This window comes from Methylobacterium tardum, from assembly GCF_023546765.1.
GTDB classification, from domain to species: Bacteria; Pseudomonadota; Alphaproteobacteria; order Rhizobiales; family Beijerinckiaceae; genus Methylobacterium; species Methylobacterium tardum.
Genome location: NZ_CP097484.1, coordinates 1,399,628 through 1,416,895 on the forward strand (window position 1 = coordinate 1,399,628; position 17,268 = coordinate 1,416,895).

The 17,268-nt window shown below is 63.8% G+C and carries 21 protein-coding genes; 4 read left to right on the forward strand and 17 right to left on the reverse strand.

Annotation, left to right across the window (positions count from 1 at the left end; translation table 11 throughout):
- Positions 1 to 683: 683 nt before the first annotated feature.
- Positions 684 to 1,163 carry a Ros/MucR family transcriptional regulator gene (locus tag M6G65_RS06655; RefSeq protein WP_238198855.1) on the reverse strand — a complete coding sequence of 160 codons (480 nt, stop codon included), beginning with the start codon at positions 1,161 to 1,163 and terminating at the stop codon, positions 684 to 686.
- A 315-nt stretch (positions 1,164 to 1,478) separates the two neighbouring features.
- On the opposite strand from M6G65_RS06655, the gene M6G65_RS06660 reads away from it, so the two are divergent.
- Positions 1,479 to 2,288 carry an IS5 family transposase gene (locus M6G65_RS06660; RefSeq protein ID WP_250102688.1) on the forward strand — a complete coding sequence of 270 codons (810 nt, stop codon included), beginning with the start codon at positions 1,479 to 1,481 and terminating at the stop codon, positions 2,286 to 2,288.
- Between the two features lie 286 nt (positions 2,289 to 2,574).
- On the opposite strand, the gene M6G65_RS06665 is transcribed toward M6G65_RS06660, so the two are convergent.
- From M6G65_RS06665 to M6G65_RS06730, 14 genes are all read right to left on the reverse strand, one after another.
- Positions 2,575 to 2,835, reverse strand: a complete 261-nt coding sequence (locus M6G65_RS06665; RefSeq protein ID WP_308445200.1) for an HD domain-containing phosphohydrolase — start codon at positions 2,833 to 2,835, stop codon at positions 2,575 to 2,577.
- A 7-nt stretch (positions 2,836 to 2,842) separates the two neighbouring features.
- The gene (locus M6G65_RS06670) at positions 2,843 to 3,367 is read right to left on the reverse strand and encodes a Crp/Fnr family transcriptional regulator (protein WP_238197239.1); all 525 of its coding nucleotides are present in this window, start codon (positions 3,365 to 3,367) and stop codon (positions 2,843 to 2,845) included.
- A gap of 1,171 nt (positions 3,368 to 4,538) precedes the next feature.
- Positions 4,539 to 4,715, reverse strand: coding sequence for a hypothetical protein (locus tag M6G65_RS06675; protein WP_238197240.1), 177 nt, complete (start codon positions 4,713 to 4,715; stop codon positions 4,539 to 4,541).
- Between the two features lie 118 nt (positions 4,716 to 4,833).
- Complete coding sequence (locus tag M6G65_RS06680; protein WP_250103724.1) at positions 4,834 to 5,103, reverse strand: response regulator; 270 nt, start codon at positions 5,101 to 5,103, stop codon at positions 4,834 to 4,836.
- A gap of 555 nt (positions 5,104 to 5,658) precedes the next feature.
- Positions 5,659 to 6,105 carry a hypothetical protein gene (locus M6G65_RS06685; protein ID WP_238197241.1) on the reverse strand — a complete coding sequence of 149 codons (447 nt, stop codon included), beginning with the start codon at positions 6,103 to 6,105 and terminating at the stop codon, positions 5,659 to 5,661.
- Positions 6,106 to 6,396: 291 nt separating this feature from the next.
- Positions 6,397 to 7,008 carry an RNA-guided endonuclease InsQ/TnpB family protein gene (locus tag M6G65_RS06690; RefSeq protein ID WP_308445203.1) on the reverse strand — a complete coding sequence of 204 codons (612 nt, stop codon included), beginning with the start codon at positions 7,006 to 7,008 and terminating at the stop codon, positions 6,397 to 6,399.
- Positions 7,009 to 7,213: 205 nt separating this feature from the next.
- The gene (locus tag M6G65_RS33690; protein WP_308445201.1) at positions 7,214 to 7,375 is read right to left on the reverse strand and encodes a helix-turn-helix domain-containing protein; all 162 of its coding nucleotides are present in this window, start codon (positions 7,373 to 7,375) and stop codon (positions 7,214 to 7,216) included.
- A gap of 309 nt (positions 7,376 to 7,684) precedes the next feature.
- Positions 7,685 to 8,080 (reverse strand): IS200/IS605 family transposase, encoded by a 396-nt coding sequence (gene tnpA, locus M6G65_RS06700; RefSeq protein ID WP_238197243.1) that lies wholly within the window; start codon positions 8,078 to 8,080, stop codon positions 7,685 to 7,687.
- A 191-nt stretch (positions 8,081 to 8,271) separates the two neighbouring features.
- Positions 8,272 to 8,598 (reverse strand): HU family DNA-binding protein, encoded by a 327-nt coding sequence (locus M6G65_RS06705; protein ID WP_238197244.1) that lies wholly within the window; start codon positions 8,596 to 8,598, stop codon positions 8,272 to 8,274.
- 15 nt (positions 8,599 to 8,613) lie between these two features.
- Positions 8,614 to 9,081 carry a DUF2059 domain-containing protein gene (locus M6G65_RS06710; RefSeq protein ID WP_250103725.1) on the reverse strand — a complete coding sequence of 156 codons (468 nt, stop codon included), beginning with the start codon at positions 9,079 to 9,081 and terminating at the stop codon, positions 8,614 to 8,616.
- 748 nt (positions 9,082 to 9,829) lie between these two features.
- The gene (locus tag M6G65_RS06715; protein WP_238197246.1) at positions 9,830 to 10,207 is read right to left on the reverse strand and encodes a hypothetical protein; all 378 of its coding nucleotides are present in this window, start codon (positions 10,205 to 10,207) and stop codon (positions 9,830 to 9,832) included.
- Between the two features lie 63 nt (positions 10,208 to 10,270).
- The gene (locus M6G65_RS06720) at positions 10,271 to 10,567 is read right to left on the reverse strand and encodes a hypothetical protein (RefSeq protein ID WP_238197247.1); all 297 of its coding nucleotides are present in this window, start codon (positions 10,565 to 10,567) and stop codon (positions 10,271 to 10,273) included.
- A gap of 220 nt (positions 10,568 to 10,787) precedes the next feature.
- Complete coding sequence (locus tag M6G65_RS06725; protein ID WP_283214879.1) at positions 10,788 to 11,876, reverse strand: methyl-accepting chemotaxis protein; 1,089 nt, start codon at positions 11,874 to 11,876, stop codon at positions 10,788 to 10,790.
- A gap of 481 nt (positions 11,877 to 12,357) precedes the next feature.
- On the reverse strand, positions 12,358 to 12,975 hold the full coding sequence (locus M6G65_RS06730; RefSeq protein ID WP_250103726.1) for a hypothetical protein: 618 nt from the start codon (positions 12,973 to 12,975) through the stop codon (positions 12,358 to 12,360).
- Between the two features lie 149 nt (positions 12,976 to 13,124).
- Here M6G65_RS06730 and M6G65_RS06735 point away from each other — a divergent pair, with 149 nt between their 5' ends.
- On the forward strand, positions 13,125 to 13,307 hold the full coding sequence (locus M6G65_RS06735; RefSeq protein ID WP_238197249.1) for a hypothetical protein: 183 nt from the start codon (positions 13,125 to 13,127) through the stop codon (positions 13,305 to 13,307).
- 154 nt (positions 13,308 to 13,461) lie between these two features.
- On the opposite strand, the gene M6G65_RS06740 is transcribed toward M6G65_RS06735, so the two are convergent.
- Positions 13,462 to 13,875, reverse strand: a complete 414-nt coding sequence (locus M6G65_RS06740) for a hypothetical protein (protein ID WP_238197250.1) — start codon at positions 13,873 to 13,875, stop codon at positions 13,462 to 13,464.
- Positions 13,876 to 14,662: 787 nt separating this feature from the next.
- Complete coding sequence (locus M6G65_RS06745; RefSeq protein ID WP_238197251.1) at positions 14,663 to 14,902, reverse strand: hypothetical protein; 240 nt, start codon at positions 14,900 to 14,902, stop codon at positions 14,663 to 14,665.
- 512 nt (positions 14,903 to 15,414) lie between these two features.
- Here M6G65_RS06745 and M6G65_RS06750 point away from each other — a divergent pair.
- Together M6G65_RS06750 and M6G65_RS06755 are read left to right on the forward strand one after the other, a co-directional pair.
- Positions 15,415 to 15,870, forward strand: coding sequence for a LexA family protein (locus M6G65_RS06750; RefSeq protein WP_373323810.1), 456 nt, complete (start codon positions 15,415 to 15,417; stop codon positions 15,868 to 15,870).
- Complete coding sequence (locus tag M6G65_RS06755) at positions 15,867 to 17,156, forward strand: Y-family DNA polymerase (protein WP_250103727.1); 1,290 nt, start codon at positions 15,867 to 15,869, stop codon at positions 17,154 to 17,156. The genes M6G65_RS06750 and M6G65_RS06755 overlap by 4 nt, the downstream gene beginning before the upstream one ends.
- The last annotated feature ends 112 nt before the right edge of the window (positions 17,157 to 17,268 follow it).

Sequence of the window (17,268 nt, forward strand, 5' to 3'; positions counted from 1 at the left end):
GTCCGACCAGTCGTCCAACGACCAAGCCGGCCGACGAAATGCTCCGTGCGGCTGCGGACGAACGCGTCCCGAGCGTTGACTTCGGACGGTGGTGGTGCCGATGACAGGATCATGTCCAAGAACCTTCCACAGGGTCAGGCGACCTTCCGTGGTCGCGGTCTCGCATTCGTTCACGGCACCCGTATCGTCGTGAAGGTTTGCCCGCACTGCTCGCAGTGGAACGCGCCGAAGGCGGCCGACAGGGGCGTATGTGGCTGGTGCGCCTACGTGCCTTCGTACGAAGACTTGGTGCCTGTGACGCCGCGCGACGATCCTCGAGAAATGTTTGCGTTTCGCGGTCACTTAACGCTCGATTAATCGTATCGCTTCACGAACGTCTTGCGATCAGCCAAGCGGCTGAGCGCCAAAAGAGCAGCACCGGGATCGTTTTTGACGGTCGATCGCGGCGCGGCCTCGTCGGCGCAGTCGCATGAGGGGCCGCTCGGCGTACCGGGCTAGCACCGGAATTGACCGATGCGGCTTCGGCTTGCACCATGGCGTGTCCTCGCAAGGGACAGCCGTCGGCCCGGCCTGGTCGAACTCCCCCGGGTGAGAGGGTCGGGCCGGCGGCCCTGGGCGTACAGCTCTGGAGGCAGGCTGCCCTGTGATCGCGGAGGGCAGCCTGTCCTCCGAGGCTGAGGCGACTACGCCGCCTTGCGGCCGCCGGTATCAGCCTGCTCGCGTTCGGCCATCGCACCGGGACGACCGAGCCCGATCGCCTTGGCGAGCGCCGAGCGCTGGGCGGCGTAACTCGGGGCGACCATCGGGTAGTCGGCCGGTAGGCCATAACGCTCGCGGTAGCTCTTCGGGTCAAGCCCGTGACCGGTCAGGTGGCGCTTGAGCGTCTTATAGGTCTTGCCGTCGATGAAGCTGATGAGACCGTCGTCCCGGACCGACTTGCGGATCTGAGCCGCGCTCGGGCGTTCTACGGCCGGCGCAGCCGCAGATGCAGACGCAACGGTCGTACTGCCACCTCGACTGAGGCCGACGATTGCCGCGTGGACGCTTCCGATCAGCTCGGGCAGGTCTGCGGCGCGGACGGCGTTGTTGGAGACGTAAGCGGCGACGATCCCGTCGGCGAGTTTAATGGCGTCGAGCGAACCGCTCGCGTTGACGTCTGACATTGTGCGAAGTTCCAAGTTCATGCCCCTCGCCGTACAAGTTGTTCGGCTTGGCCGTTGTTCAAGAGGCGGCATTCGTCCGCGTGACAGCAATGCGCGCATGTCATGCTGTGGTGAGATCCGGCATTGGCATAACTGAACACGAGAAGCGAGCAGCGTTCGTGATTGACGGTGTCGCACCCCCTGGATTGATGACGCCGTCTGATCATCAATCCTGACGGACTGACCAGGATTATATTTCTGCAATCGCCGGAAAGCAGCAATCAATCCTAGAGGCTGTTATGGACCTGGGTGGGTCTGATGCTCAGATGGGCTGGGATGAGCCCTGCCCGCAAGCCGTATCCGTCCGACGTTTCCGATGAGGAGTGGGCGCTGGTCGCGCCCTACCTGACGCTGCTGCGCGAGGATGCCGGTCAGCGCGAGCACGCGTTGCGCGAGGTGTTCAACGGGCTGCGCTACGTCGTCAGGAGCGGCTGCCCGTGGCGGCTGATGCCGCATGATCTGCCGCCTTGGTTTGTCGTGTATCAGCAGGCCCAGCGCTGGCTATCAGCTGGCTGCTTCGAGCAACTGGCCGAGGATCTGCGCGCGGTGCTGCGCATGGCTGCAGGCCGGGCCCCGGAGCCGAGCGCGGCCGTGCTCGACAGCCGGACTTTGCGCTCCTCGCCCGAGAGCGGCGAGCGGGCCGGCTACGATGGGGCCAAGCGCAAGAAGGGCTCGAAGCTGCACATGGCGGTGGACACCCTCGGCCATCTCCTGGCGCTGCACGTCACGCCCGCCGATGCCGATGATCGGGCCCAGGTGGGCCGGCTCGCCAAGGCCGTGCAGGCAGCCACCGGTGAGAGCGTCGAGGTCGCCTTCGCCGATCAGGGCTATACCGGTGAGAAGCCGGCCACGGCAGCCCGCGAGCACGGCATCGAACTGGAGGTGGTGAAGCTGCCAGAGGCCAAGCGCGGCTTCGTGCTGCTCCCACGCCGTTGGGTCGTGGAGCGCTCCTTTGCCTGGGCGACCCGCTTCCGCAGGCTCGTCAAAGATTACGAGCGCTATGCCAGCACCCTGGCAGACCTGCACCTCGTCGCTTTCGTCTGCCTCATGCTCAGACAGGCCGCTCAACTGGCCACAGGTTCATAACAGCCTCTAGAGCACCGGTTCTGCGCCGCTGGCCAGAGAGAATGGCGGTGCTGCCGGCGATCCGGTCGACGCACGATGGGATCGCGCCTGATCTGACGGTCTAGATCGAATGACCACAGCCACGCGCGGACGCTCTGTGTGGTCTGGCTCGGGCGGCAAGGGGAACGGTCGCGCTAAAGGATATCCAACGCAGTCGCAAACACATGTTGAAAAACGTGATTTTGCACATGGAGTGATGTCCAACGCGGCCTTTGACGGGCCGCGCAAACGCCCCATCGGCCTGTGCTCAGGCTGCCGTTTTCAGATCTGCCGTGGCAGCGGCGAGGGCGATCGGCTGGAAAGCGCGGACCGGATCGGGGTCGAGCTTGCCTGCCATGCCGGCCAGGATCCTGTAGGCCTCGGTAGCGTCCAGGGCGGTCTTGTACGGCCGATGCTCGATCAGCGCGCCGTAGATGTCGCAGATCGTGACCAGTCGTACGAGATCCGGGATCGCAGCGCCGTACAGCCGGTCTAGGTACGGCGACGTGGCCTGAGCGCGAACGCGCAAGCGACGGTCAGACCGACTGCGAAGCCAGTTCTGGCCCGGACGGCAGCGGCGCAGACCTGCGCGCGGTGGCGCGGAGGCCCGATGCGATCGGGCGAACGTCTGCCGGTTCCTGCATGTGAAGGTAGGTCGGGTCGAAGTCTGCAACTTTGGCGAGCGCGCCGTGAACAAGGATCGTCGCGACCATGCCGCGGACCCGCACCAAGCCACGACTGCGCAGATCCCGCATCGTGCGAGTGACGTGAACCGAGGTTATGTCGAGCACGTCGGCAAGATCGACCTGGGTGAGGCCGAAGGGGCAGTGCGTCTCATCCGCTAGACCGACGGCGTCCATGCGCGCAAAGAGTTCACAGAACAGATGGGCGGCGGCCTCAAAGGCCGAGCGACGGCCCAAGCTGACGATCCGCTCGGCGGTGATCGCGCTTTCACGACCGAGGATTCGAAAGACGAACTCCGCCCAGTCCGGTTTCAATGCGCCGTCGGCGAACAGGATCTTGCATGGGATCTCACCGAGGATGCAGGTGGTGAGTGCCACGATGTCGTCACTGGCTCGGCCGGTGAGTTGATCGCCGAGGTCGCATAGGTCGCCCAGCAGTTAGAGTTCTGTGACCTGGCGCGATCCGTTGCCGAGCACGCGGTCGCGTGCCGCCATCCCGGTGATCACGAGGTGGAGGCTTGAGGCACGCGTGCCTTGAGTGATCGCTTGACGGGCGGCGACGCCGCGTCGGGGGACGACGCAGGCTTGAAGGCGCTCGAAGGCCTGTGCGCCGCTGCGATCCTGTGGAGCGTCCGTGAGCACCGCATCCTCCAGCCGGGTCGCCTGGCAACGCTTGAATTCTGTATTCGCGCCCCTCAACCGTCGGCTACCTGGCACTGTGCGTGACGAAGTCGAGACTGTGATGGCCTAGAGCCAGAAGATCCCGAGCAGCACGGTCGCCTCGGCGGCGACGGGGCCAAGGATCAGGCCCAGCGAGAGCCGGTTGAGGCGGAGCGACAGATCGGTGACGGCGTGTTCGGCCACGGCTGATCTCCTGATGTGAGAGACGCACGCAACGCGCGTTCCGGTCGTTGCCGGCTTTGCCCGCAATAACTGAGCCGTCGACGGAACGAGTACTGTTCACACGTATAGAGTAACTGATGTTCGGCGTGCGATTACGCCAGTGTTTCTGAATAGTGGTCTGAATGTGGCGGAATTGTGGCACTCGCCTGCGGCAGTTCCGGCGTGCAGGCAGTCTGAACGCAGGCCGGGCAGTCGTTCAGGCCGGGCAGAAACCGCGCGAGCGGCCAGCGTTGCCGGAACATCGGCGTCTGACCCGGTCTGATGTCGATCCAGGTGCGGCCCTGGCAGACGAGGCACAGGGCGGTCGAAGTAACGTCCACGCGGGCATCCTTTCTCGGGCGCGACCGTTTGGCGCAGCCGTCTTCGGGGATTGGGCAGGGTGCATAAGGCGCGCCAGGATGGCGGCACTGGATTGACGGCCCCTCAACCTCTGCCGCTGTTCAAGGTTTCGTGTTGGGCTCGCGTTCGGCGAAATCGGATCTGCGCTGGAGATCGACAATCACGGGAACCGACCCGTTGATCACCAGTTTTCCAGATGCACATTGCGCATGGTGTGCTCCTGTTCAATCCCCGGACGTGGCGCGAGCTGCTCTTCCCTCAAAGAGCAGCTCGTTCCATGTCGGGATGAGGCCAGCGACAGTGAGTATCAGGCCAGCGCCGGCCCGCCCTGGGGTACGAGGTGCCACCGGCGAATTGAGAGAGCTGCGCGCAGATCCCGCAAGGCAGCGTCGGCCTCTGTCACCGAGGTGAAGCCCTCGCGCTGTACGGTGAAGCCGTTGGTGCCAGTTACTTCGATGTCGAAACGGCCGTCCAGCCGCTCCAAGACTCGGTAGGTTACGCACTGCGACTGCATCGGGCTTTGGGAGATCTTCCGGTTTTCACAGGTATGAGCTCAAGGCCGGCGAAGCTCTGCTGGTTCCTGCGCTGTGACCGCGCAGCTGCTAGGCCGCAGCCGGCGCGCGCTTTGGACGATCATCGAGGCACCGCACGATGACGTCGCGCAGCTGGGCGCGGTTGAACGGTTTGCCGATGTAGTCGTCCGCGCCGGCAGTGAGCAGGCGCTCTACCTGATCGGGGAGCACGTGTGCGGTCATCGCGACGATCGGCACGTCGCGCACGGGACCGTATAGGGCGCAGATCTGGCGCATGGCCGTGACGCCATTCATGACTGGCATCTCCACGTCCATGAGCACGAGGTCATCGATCGCCACGAACCCGGCGTGCGGATCCGGTTGTGCTATGCTTCAGCTAGGATCTGCTCCGCGTAGCATGGTCGTTCGGTCCGCGCCTTATAAACGGCGACATGATCATGTCGGCGATCGCAACAGGATTGAGATCGTCCGCTGTTCCATCGCTTCAATGTCGCTCTCGCCGAGCATGATGCGTTGGTGAGAACGCGGTGACGCCTTCGTGTCAGCCGTTTGTTCGAGCGTCACCTGGCGCAGCCGCGCATTGTCTGCCTCAAGTACGGCAATTCGGGCGGTACGACAGACGTCGAAAACGTATTGTCATACCCTCGCTGTCCGCACGGAACGCGCCGTCGATGCGCCAGCCGTACACCTGCGCTTCGATCAGATCGCGGATCGGCTTGTCCGACTTAGGGGCAGCGTACGCGTCTCAAGGTTTGCACGCATGACCGTCCTCGTGGATGTAGAATACTCAGTGCTGGGCTGGAGCCAGAACGAGGTCGCCTCAGCGCGGACCACCTCCTGAACAAGAAATTTGCTCGGAATGCACGACAAATCTCCGGCCAATCTCAGTCCGTCCTAGCCTTTAAGCCAGACGATACCTTCGCGCGCCATACAACCTTCGACACAGGCGCTTTTTCTCGCTCGAACGTAGCCCAGCTTGGGCATGATTTCGGCGACGATGCTGCCCGCAGACATAATCGTTCCGGGGCATCGCGACTCACTGTAGTCTTCCCCAAGGCGGCTCTGAAGCAGCCGGTCGAAGCCGCAGAGCGCAGGCTCTCCCTTGGCAGCCGCCGCCTCCATTGCCGCCTTGCCGGACGACGATTTGCCGATCTGAACCATCTGCCGATAGACTGGGTCTGTATAGGACATCAGCTTCGGCTTGGGTTTCAGTCCCGCGTCATCCATCAGCGCGATGATGTAGTCACCGTCGGCTCGCGTCTTGGCCCTCTCGTACAACGTGCGCTGAGCGCTCTCAGGAAGCTCACGGATCCTGTCCAAGGTCCAAGCCTTGACAACCATCGTTCCAGTCTCCCCAGGACATGCGCAGGAATTCAGCGCGACTGCTTCTGCTCAGCCGTCGACCGGATATAGCTGAGGCAACGCCGTTGCGCCTGCCGATCCTGGATCCGCCGGAAGGCATCGATGAGCTCGGCGACCTCTTCGGGTGTCGCCCCACGATCGCTCAGCCCTTCCCATTGAGGCGAGAACGCTTCAGCGGGGATACCAAGGGCGCTCGCGATACGAGTAAGCAGCTCCGATGTCTCGGACGTGACAACTCCGCCCGCTGAAGCGGGCGGCTTCTCGGCGCAGCTATGCGACAACCCGCTGGCTTATGCACCGAAGGCCGATATCCCGGCCTGAAAAAGCCCGCTGATGCACGATCATTGCCGCCGCCACATCGCGATCAAGAACGCAGCCGCATTCGCAGGCGTGTGTTCGGGTCGAGAGTGTTTTGGCCTTGATCGTCCCGCACGAGGGGCAGGTTTGAGAAGTGCCGCGCGGATCGACCAATACGACTTCAGCACCAGCGTTCGCAGCTTTGTACTGTACGAGTTGGACGAGGAGAGACCACGCGGCGTCGTGAACGGACCGGGCGAGCATCCCGCGCTTAAGCCCAGCCATGTTGAGATCTTCGAACGCGATCCCTTGATAGCGGGAAACCAAGGAGCGCGAGAGCTTGTGCAGGTGGTCGCGACGCTGGCGGGCGATCTTGGCGGACCCTGCGGCGAACCGAGCCTCGGCCTTGAGGCGACGCTTCGACCCTCGTTTGCACCGCGCCAGAGCCCGCTGTCTCCGTCGCTGCGCCTCCTGAGCCTTGTGGGCGTAGCGGAGTGCCTCGACCGTCTCGCCGTCGCTCGTGGCGATCAGGCTGTTGAGCCCGAGATCGATCCCAACCGAGCCCGTGCCGCAGGTCTCGGCGATCCTTTTTCAGGGTCAGTCCGTCACCGACCCGGAGCGTCGTGCTGTGAAAACGGGTCAGAGCTCGGAACCGCGGGAAGCCGTGCCCGCGCTTGAAGAACGCGGAATACGTTTGGTCCAGTCGCCGGAGCACCTGTTGCAGGGCCGAGAACGACCAGCGCCCCAAACCGTCCGGATCGACGAGTCGACACGCTTTCAACTCGCTGGCTTAAGGCCCGTAGCGCAGGGAGAGACCACGCCGCCGGTAGGCTTCGATCCGCTGTTGGAGGCAGGCGTTGTACAGGCCGCAGAAGTCCCGCAGCATTGCGTCAAGAGCGGCGCTCTGCGCCCGGTTCGGCCGGAGCCGATACTTATAGGAGCGCACGGACATCGATCAGGCGAGACCCTGTTCGCGGGCGATCTGAACGAGAGCACGCGCGCGCTCCAGCGCAGCCCGTTCCTCAACGGTCGCGATCCGAAGCCGCATCCCCTCAAAGCCTCCGGCCGCGTAGAAATCGTATTCGCAAATCATTTCGTCCCGGTCCGTCCGGAAGGACGCTTTGAGCCGAACCCAGCCTTCGCACTTACCGCAGCCAATGTGCGTGTAACGTCTATCAATCTTGCTCGGTCGCACGCTCTGCGACTTTCCGCATCCGCCATCGCAGAAAATCTTGATCGGCTGTTCGGAGGATCGGGACATTTACATCCCTTTCTGCGCGGCGATGTAGGCTTCAACCACCTTGGCGCTGACGTGCCCGACGCTGCCCGCGTAATACGAGCGCGACCACAGGGTCGGGAGGCGGGAGCGAAGGGCTGGGAACTCCCGGCGCATCAGCCGGGACGAGCGACCTTTGAAGCGGTTAACGATCCCAGCGACCGCCAGCGTCGGGTCGGCCTCCACGAACAGGTGGACGTGATCCGGCATGACCTCGACGGCGTGGACGATCATCTCGGCTTCCGCGGCCACCTCGGCGATGATCTCCTTGAGCCGCATGTCGTAAGGCGCGACCAGCACCTTGCGCCGGTACTTCGGGCACCACACGAGGTGGTACTTGAGGCTGAAGGTAGCGCCCGCATTACGTCGGTAGCGGCTCATCCGCCGTTATATGAACGTCGCGCATCTATCTGCAAGGGAGCGTCGGATAGCGGCCCCGCATTCTCCCGTCAGCTAAAGCAGACGGTCCCCTGCGGAGAAATTTATGGATATCGACGTCGCTCACAGGGGCGTTCGCCGAGGTGCGGCCCATATTCCCTGCGGTCGGCTGCCCGTCGCGTTGCCATCCGCAGTCACGAGGTTTGTGAGAGCTGCCCCGCATCCTGTCCGGAACGCGCGGGTTCGGAATTGAGCCGCCTGCGCATCGCCTTGCCGGGTTTGAAGGCGATGTGCTTCTTGGCCTCAACCGCCACAAGCGCCCCGGTCCTGGGGTTGCGGCCGGAGCGTGCCGCGATGTCGTGTGTCGAGAAGGTGCCGAAGTCGCGCAGCTCGACCCGGTCGCCCCTAGCGAGCGCGTCGGACATCGTCGTCAGGATCGTGGCAACCACGGCCTCGACCTCCTTGAGGTACAGGTGCGGGTTCTGTGCCGCGACGCGCGCGATGAGTTCGGATCGGATCATGGATGCGACGACGGCTCAGTGCTGCTTCGTCTGCCCGCTGGGCCCCCAGCCATGCGCCTTGATCGCCGCGACGAGCTTGGCTTGCATGTCGGGGGTCATCGCCTGCATCCACTGTTGCATGCCCTGCAACTGCACCTGGGCGAGTTGCGGCTGTGCGGCCGCCAGACGCTTGCCGGCCGGCGTCGCGTAGAACGCCGCCATCGCCTGCAGGTCGTCCTTGCCGAGCACCGTGGCGAAGCCGCGCGCCTGGATGTCGAGCAACTCGTCGTAGTGCGCCGTCAGGGTCGGCAGGACGACCTCCCTGACCAACACCTGTGCCTTGTCGGGCTCCTTGACGCCGATCTGCTGCATCATGCCGACCATCGGTCCCGCCATCGCGTTCAGAACGGCAGTCCGATCGCCCTGCATCGCAGCCACGGCGTCGCGGGCCGCTTTGAGCGTGGTCGAATCCGGAGTTGTCGCCGTCGGCGCAGCCTGTGCCATCGCCGTGCAGGTCGAGGTGGCGACGAGACACAGCCCCAAGAGGGCGGGCAAAAAGCGCATGGTCGCTCCTGGCACTAGGCGAACGAATCAGCAGGTAGCCACTCTGTCCGCTCGAGCACCATACGAGGCGATCTCACGTTGTCGATCTCAGTACCAGAACGGTCGACAATCGTAGGCGCTGGTTCGACGATAGCCTGCCGACGCGTTCAACTCAGCGGCGTGCGGATCCGCTCGCACGGATCACCAATCTCCGAATGCCAGTTCGCTGCCCTCACAGACTCTGCGAGATCATGAGCGTGCTCGGAAGCCGATGATATCCAACGCGTGCGTACGTCACTGGTTTTGTTTCGCTGTTGGGTTGCGGATGATGTCCAACGCAGCTTGATCGGAGCCTTGGCAGCTGGCGCGTCGTTGGCCGGTGAAAGCGCGTCCGATCCAACCTCGGCGCTGACTCCACAGATTGCTCGACCCACGGCAACACGCCGCGACAGTCTGCAAGGGATCTGCACAAAGCTCCTGAAACCGTGCACGGGTCATCCCTCACGGCACCGACTTCTGACGGCGCGTCCGATCTCGTTACGCCGTCCGGACGACCAACACGGACTTGGTTCTCCAACTTGGGTTTGTGCCGATGTGATGTCTCCCCGCCTCGTCGCTTCGGTCAGCCGCGCCAGCAGCGCGGCGAGGTCCGGCGAGATCGTGGGCACCTGTTGACCATGACCGTTCTCGCCCGTCCTACCCCGATCGCTCAAGCACTCACCGGACGAATGCCGGTCCTGGCGAACCGCTTCCGGATCGCGTCCTGCTCGCGCCAGCCTGGGACAGCTCCGACCGCCTCGGGCGCACCGGCCTCCCAAGCTGCGTATTGCGCGATCTCTGAAAGGATCATGCGACGCATGCGCTCGGCGAAGTTTTCTTGGAACGCGATGACGGGCTGCAACTCATCCAGGGTCGCACGGGCGGCGACGGCCGCGTTGCTGAGACCGGTCGCTCGCATCGCCCTTCCGCGTTTGTCCCGGGTGCTGACGTCGATCCGGACCAGGCGCAGGAGGTCGGCGTGTCGGGCTTCCGGCACGAGGCACCAGCGGTCGCGCTGGGCCGCCGTGATCTTCGACGCGGCGAGCAAGGGCCGAAGTAGCTCCTCGAGCATCGCCTCGGCACGCGATGAGGTTCGCGATCATCGCTACCCCTACGCTGCGTCGAAGCTCTTAGGGGTCGCGGCGCGAGCGGTTCCGGGAACGGATCGTCGGGCGTGCCGATCGACGTTAGCCGTCCTCTGCCATGAACCTGCGACAGCCTCCGGGTCGATCAAGTACGCGCCGCTTCCGTACGGGATGACGCCAGGAAGGTCGGCACGGATCCGCTCGGCCCAGCGGGCGGCCATGTCCCGGTGCGGGATCGTCGGCACGAGCCAGTCACCGAACAGGTGACGCTTGAGCAACCGGGCCTTTTCCGCCTCAATGCGCTGGCTGCCGTCGCCGTACAAGGCCAGCGCAGGAGCACCTTGAGCCTTTGGCGACCACGCCGAGATCGGCTAGTTGTCTCGAAGGCTGGCAATCACCTTGAGGAGCACGGCGTCGTCTGCGATGTCAGTATCGGACATCACTGCCGCCTTATATTCGGCGCTCGGACACTTTTTGCGAGACTTACCGGCTGGCTGCGGAGACAAATAGAGCCCCCCCGCCGCCCAGTGGAAGGATTCAACTTCACATTGATCCTTGTATGATGACTCCATACCAGCCAAGCCCATGGTAAGTCTCATAACCCGGCGTGCGGTGGAACGCCTGCACGGTCTCCGTCCGGCTTTCCTGCACCACGCCGCTCGTTTGGCCTTGAAAGTCGAGGCTCAGCGTCTCCGTAAGTATTCCTCGGCGATCCGAGGCGGAGAGTACGCGGCGGCTTGCATCGACCAGCAGAACCCGCGTGCGTGCCTTATCTTCGGGGGCGACGCGCACACCCTCGACGATCGCCCGCGCCTGCGGCTCCCAATCAAAGTGGATCGCCAGCACACCCAGCGGTTCGCCATTCGCTCGTCCGTCTCCGCGTACACTGGCAGCGTAAGTCGCGACCTGCGCACCGCCGAGCCGGTGTTCTTGGCGGACGTTGGCCGCGATATAATCGTCACCGCCCTGCAGCGCTGCAGCCTCCTGAAACCAAGGCTCGCCAGCCACGCTCATGCCGATCACACCAGGATAGCGCTCAGGACGACCGGTCGCCAAGATATGGCCGTTCCGATCACAGAGCCAAAGGTCCAAATAGACGGTATAGGCATTGAGGATGACACCAAGCCGTTCGCTGGCATAACGAACGGCAGCTTGGCTCGGTGCCAGCGCGCAGGCGACAACGGCAGCATCAGTCGCCCACCACCGCACATCGCAAGTTCGCTCATAGAGATTGCGGTCGATCAATTCGATCGCATTCAGAGCGAGATCAACCAGGCGTTCGCTCTGTGCATGAGTCGCCATGGCTGTGACCGAATGGTGCAAGTCGCCGATCCGACCGGAGAGATGCGTTTCCAATTCACGGGCGAGGATTTCCACCTCCGCACCGACTGCCCGGACCTCCTGCGCGACGACCGAGAACCCGCGTCCTTGCTCACCGGCACGCGCGGCTTCGATGAGCGCGTTCAACGCCAACATCTTGGTCTGAGCCGTGATCCGCCGAATGCGGTCGATTTTGTCGCCGGCGATTCGGCTAACCTCGGCTGTCAGCGCGGATATGGCGGCCAGGGTCGGAGCACCTCCATGGACTGGAGCTTGAGTGGGCGGTGCGAGGACTGGGATCTGTGCAGACATGCGGAAAGGGATCTCGGTTTGGCCAATTAGAACACGAAAATACTTAAAAAAATCTGCCGAACAAATATCGAGCAAACCGACTGCAAAGTGTTCGCCAGGCCAACTCTCGGTTGCGTAGACAACAACGAAGTTGTAACAGCGAGGTCGGCGTCGCGAGCATCAGCGCTCCTGAAAGCTCCACCAAGTCATCGACGGAGCAGCACGATCCCGCGGGCTCAAAGGCGCGGCTGACCCGACCACCAAGCTCACATCGGATACCGCCTGTGATCAGAGACGCGTGCCGAACCCAAGCTGACGTGGCGCTGCTACCGGCAGCCCAACGTTGTTCTGTCAACTGAGCTGAAGCCGAGGGTTAACGAGCCTCGTCCCCTACGAACATCTGATCTTCCAATCGGTGTCGCCGAATTCAGGCGCATCGCTGCTGCTCGGCTCGTACCTGCTATCGTCGACGGCGTCGTGCTGGGCGGCCGTGCTCAACTGGCTAGGATTTCGCGAGCCGACGGGGCGTTCGCCGTGCCGCCGACTCACAGTGACGTTCGATCCGGGCGCTCACACGATCTTGGTGGGCCTTCTCCTCGGCGAAGTAGGCCTGCGGAGACACGCCGTACGGGCGGTGATGGACGTCCCACGCCACCCAATGGTGGAAGGCGAGATCGGTGGCCCTGCCGGCGTAGCGTGCCTGCCACCGCATGACCTGGCTCGTGAACGCCATGAGCTCATCCTGGTCGAGAGGCTCAGCCGATCGCGCATCCGCCATCGTGTCCCTGGACAGGCTGACCATGCGAAAGGAATGGCCGTTCTCGCCGACCCTAGTGACGAACGAGGCCACGCTCTCCTCGGGCGCGGGGCAATCGGCCGCCGCGTTCGAGACGTGCCAGCGATCCATCGCGTCCGGGGCGATGCAAGGGACCGGCTCATCGGTCCTGGCGAAACGGATGCCCCGGTTGATCGGCACGGGCACGTCGCGGGTTTGACCGTCCGGTCGAAGGCTGAGGATGTCGCCGTCACGGACGACCGTGACCGTGCATGCGCGGTCGCTCTTCAACCGCCAGTCGGCGCTGCGCACGCGGTCGCCGACACGGAAGTCTTCCATCCTCATGGGATTTGGTCCTTGTACTGGTCTGCCAAGCGAGGCTGTCCCGATGGGGTGTTCTCCCCATCGCGCAGCACGCGGTCCCGTATCTCGTGCGCACCAGTCGGGTGGCATGGACTTGCATGCCTCAGCGTGAGCGCAGCAAGATGTATCTGGTGGCTATGAGGCACGACGGCGAGACCCGGATCTACGCGGTGGTCAAGGGGACCGTGGCGGGGGCTTTTCAAACGGTGGCCGCTCTGTGCCCGCCAGGTTGCGCGCCCGAACTCGTCGGCGGTCTGTCGCGCGACACGGCGCGAGCACGGAAATTCAAGCCCGACGACGTTTGGGAGGTTTGAGGCGTCGACCTCGTGTCGAAATTGTTGGTTTCGTCACGCGAACCAGTCGCAGAAAGTCTGGGTATCGACGCCGTGTGCTGCTCGTACCCGTGGGGCTTGGAGATCAAGCCTTGAACGCGTCGAGGTACTTGTTCGCTCTAGCCGAAGCGTCACCTCACTGCGCCGCTTCGGCGGCCGGCTCGCGATCGGAGTGGATCGCCATGGCGATCTTCCGGCGCATCTGGCTGGCCTCGTCGCGGTTGCAGGGTCCGGCACCGATGATGGCGTTGGCGATCCGGTCGAACCGCTTCCGCGGGAGTTCGAGACGGGGCTGGGCCGCGACGGCTGTGACGATCCGCCGGTCGTGATCTTTCCGCCGGGCGCGCATCGTCTGCGCACCGCTGCGGAGCGACCGCACGAAGGCGTGCAAGATCGCGGCGGTGCCGCATCCGGCGAAGAGGTCGTTCGCGAAACCATCGAGCGTCGGGTTCAGGCTGGAGACGCCGACGACCATGACCATTCCGGCAGCGTCGATGACGCGCGTCGGCGTCTGCGTCAGTCCGTCAAGCGTGCTCTCAAAGTTAGTCATGGCGGATCCTCGCAGGACGATGTGAACGGATGCTTCGCGTCGTAGCGCAGCGCCGAGCGCCTGGCGCGACGATGTTCCCGGTTACAGCAATGATAGGATTTTGATGTCGCTTTGCAGCCTATCGGAAACCGATGTCACTCCTGGGGTTTTCTTCCAGGTAGGGACTACCCCGTTCTCTGGTATCTGTGCCACGGCTCTGTTTTAATCGCTTCTCATGTTACCGTGCTGCAAGTTAATCCGCGGCAATTCATGCCTCAAGGAGGTTTCGCCAGACACGCAATCTGTCCTATGCTCATACGTCGGCAGTGTTCGCCCATTGATTGAGCTGTGTCTCATGGCGCTGATGAAGCGATCAGACGCCATTTCGAGGCGGGCGGGACGAAGCTGGCGGCCAGGGACCCGCCGCAACGCGTGCTGGCTCCGCTCACGTCCCGCCCTCGGCCGCGGAGATAGCAGCTCCCGCAACCGTGCCGCGAACATACCCGGTGTTCGGCATCGGTCCAGCGCCGTAGTCCGCCTGTGCGACGCTAGGGTCTATCGTCAGAACTGTCGGCTATGTCAGGCGCGCCGGTCGAGCAGCTGGGTGCGACACGACGCGAAGGGGTGATGACCCCTTGGTCTGTGACGATAGGGCCAGAAGTGCCGGAGAGCCTCGCTCGTCGGACCGTAAGGAGGGCCACCCCTTCTCGCCTCGTATCAGCGCGATCACCTCATCCTGGGTGATGTCAGCCTGGCCCAAGGAGACCGTCCAGGATCGACAGTTCGGTTTCCGTGACCTCCTTGTAGGTCATAATCCGAGCCTCCGCTCCATTGCTTCGCGGCGACTCTTCGCGCTGGGGCCTTCGGGCTGCACCGGCTTGGGCTTCGGCGGCTGCGGCCTGATCTCGTCCAGCGAGTACCCCGCGGCGATGGCCGCGTAGCGCATCAGCTTGGTCAGCGCGTCATAGTCACCCTTGTGATCGCGGCCGAGGGCTGCTTGCCAAGCCTTTCTGAACTCGCTGAGGGTTGGGATAAGATCGTCGGCCATTTGCCTCATCCTGTTTCTGTAGGTCGGGCTAACCAATTGGAGAACGCCCGGCCTCAACGCAGATGGCGCTCGTAGTGGAATGAGCCAATTATCGCGTCAGTTACGGGGCAAGGCCAAACGCATACATCGAAGGCAAGCCGCGCCGGCTTTTCAGCGATGTCGATTTCGCCCTGTATCATGAATGCCGAGGCGCTGGTCTTCCATGATTGAGCCCACTCTCACCTTACGAGGAAGGCTTCCCATCGTCTGCGGTATGATCCATACGATGGTGCCCTTGACCGAAAGTGGTCTTTGACGCGGTCCCATGATTTGCCTCGTTGAGCCGTTCAGCCTTGCCTTCCGGGTTTTTAGGCAAACTTGGTTCTTCTCTCCCGAGCCTCCGTAAGGCCGCCCTCCAATGGTTTATCCACAGCCGTCCCCAGGCTAAAAATTTGAGCCTTCGGTCGCCTTGCTTCGCGGGGAACTCAGCGGCCATCTGTTCGCGTTCTGTTCCAATTCGGGAAGCGAGCGCGATGGCTGTCGCACGGATCGAGGAACTCAAGCCTGGCGGTTCGGGAACTGTGCGGATCCCGATCATGGGCCCGAGCCTGTGTGCGGGTTTTCCATCGCCGGCCGATGACTTTGTCGAGGACGCGCTCGACCTGCCGCGCTGGCTTGCGCCGAACCCGCCGGCGACCTTCCTATGGCGGATTTCCGGCAACAGCATGCAGGGGGCCGGGATCTACGACCGCGATCTCGCTTGCGTGGATCGCAGCCTGACGCCGAACGACGGAAGCGTTGTCGTCGCAGCGATCGACGGCGAGATGTCGATCAAGCGCTACCGCCAGACCAGCGATCGCGCGTGGCTCGCCTTCGAGAACCCGGACCTGCCGGTCTTCGCCGTCGAAGAGCTTGGTGAGGGGGTGATCTGGGGCGTGGTCCGGTTCACGATCCATTGGCACACGACGAAGGCCGCGCTGAAGCGATGAGCCGCGCGATCGCGCTCATCGATGGCAACAGCTTCTACTGCTCGTGCGAGCGCGTCTTCGATCCGAAGCTCGCTCAGGTCCCGATGATCGTGTTGTCGAACAACGACGGCTGTGCCATCGCGCGGACGGCCGAGGCCAAGGCCCTCGGCATCAAGATGGGCGACCCGTACTTCAAGATCCGGGGGCTGTGCGACGCCCAAGGGGTTCGCGTGTTCTCGTCAAACTACACGCTCTACGGCGACATGTCGGCCCGGGCGAACGCTGTCTACCGCGACTTCGCGCGGGACGTGGAGGTCTACTCGATCGACGAGAGCTTTTTGGACCTCTCAGACGTTCGCGAGCAGGACAGGTTCACGCTCGCCCAGGATCTCCGGGCGACGGTGCGCGCCTGGACGGGGATCCCGACCTGCGTCGGCCTCGGGGCTACGAGGACGCTGGCGAAGCTCGCCAACCACATAGCCAAAACGTTGCCGGCGCTGGGTGGCGTGTGCGACCTGACCAATCCGGTCCAGTACGACCACTGGCTCTGCCGGATCCGTGTCGGCGAGCTCTGGGGCATCGGCCGGGCCTCGCTCGCCAAGCTCGAGGCGATGGGCGTCGACAGCGTCGCGGATCTCCGCGACCTCGATCCCCGGCCAGTGCGCAAGGCGCTGAGCGTGGTCGGCGAGCGCATCATCCACGAGTTGCGCGGCACGGCCTGCCTGCCGCTGGAGCTGGTCCCGGCGCGCCACAAGGGCTGCGCGGTCACCCGCTCGTTCTCGGGACGGGTCAGCGACCGCGAGACCCTCGGCGAAGCGGTGGCAGCCCACGCCTCGCGGCTCGGTGAGAAGCTCCGGCGCGACGGGCTCGGCACGGACCACGTGACGGTCTTCTACCATACGAGCGAGCACGACCGCGGCGAGCCGATGCGCTCGGTCTCAACAGTCGTGAGCCTGCCCGAGGCGACGAACGACAGCCTCGCCCTGATCAAGGCCGCCTGCCTGGGCGTGGCCAAGACATGGCGCGAACCGGGTGCGGTCCCGTGGCGGTACTCGAAGGCCGGGGTGATCACCACCGACCTCATGCCGTTGGCCGAGAGCCCACGAGCGTTGATCGGGCGGCTCGATCGGGAGTGCTCCGGACCGCTGATGGCCGCACTCGACGCGTGCAATGCCCGCTGGGGCCGCGGTTCCGTGATCCCCGCGCGCGCTGGATTGGCGACGAAGCGGGCGTGGAACACCAAGTTCGAGATGCGAACGCCGCGCTACACGACACAGGTCTCGGATCTGCCAGTTGCCCGTGCGTGAGATCGCGGACAGCTTGGCACTAGCCTTCAGCCAAGCTCTCTGGAACTATGCTCGCCTGGGTGCCGATGCTTGCGGTTCGAGCGTTCGATGAGCAGTTCTGGATCATACCACG

Coding starts and splice junctions, on each gene's coding strand:
- M6G65_RS06655 (WP_238198855.1), bottom strand. CDS start 1,163: ATGTCAGACGTCAACGCGAGCGGTTCGCTCGACGCCATTAAACTCGCC.
- M6G65_RS06660 (WP_250102688.1), top strand. CDS start 1,479: ATGAGCCCTGCCCGCAAGCCGTATCCGTCCGACGTTTCCGATGAGGAG.
- M6G65_RS06685 (WP_238197241.1), bottom strand. CDS start 6,105: ATGGTTGTCAAGGCTTGGACCTTGGACAGGATCCGTGAGCTTCCTGAG.
- M6G65_RS33690 (WP_308445201.1), bottom strand. CDS start 7,375: ATGTCCGTGCGCTCCTATAAGTATCGGCTCCGGCCGAACCGGGCGCAG.
- tnpA (WP_238197243.1), bottom strand. CDS start 8,080: ATGAGCCGCTACCGACGTAATGCGGGCGCTACCTTCAGCCTCAAGTAC.
- M6G65_RS06705 (WP_238197244.1), bottom strand. CDS start 8,598: ATGATCCGATCCGAACTCATCGCGCGCGTCGCGGCACAGAACCCGCAC.
- M6G65_RS06710 (WP_250103725.1), bottom strand. CDS start 9,081: ATGGCACAGGCTGCGCCGACGGCGACAACTCCGGATTCGACCACGCTC.
- M6G65_RS06725 (WP_283214879.1), bottom strand. CDS start 11,876: ATGTCTGCACAGATCCCAGTCCTCGCACCGCCCACTCAAGCTCCAGTC.
- M6G65_RS06730 (WP_250103726.1), bottom strand. CDS start 12,975: ATGAGGATGGAAGACTTCCGTGTCGGCGACCGCGTGCGCAGCGCCGAC.
- M6G65_RS06740 (WP_238197250.1), bottom strand. CDS start 13,875: ATGACTAACTTTGAGAGCACGCTTGACGGACTGACGCAGACGCCGACG.
- M6G65_RS06745 (WP_238197251.1), bottom strand. CDS start 14,902: ATGGCCGACGATCTTATCCCAACCCTCAGCGAGTTCAGAAAGGCTTGG.
- M6G65_RS06750 (WP_373323810.1), top strand. CDS start 15,415: ATGGCTGTCGCACGGATCGAGGAACTCAAGCCTGGCGGTTCGGGAACT.
- M6G65_RS06755 (WP_250103727.1), top strand. CDS start 15,867: ATGAGCCGCGCGATCGCGCTCATCGATGGCAACAGCTTCTACTGCTCG.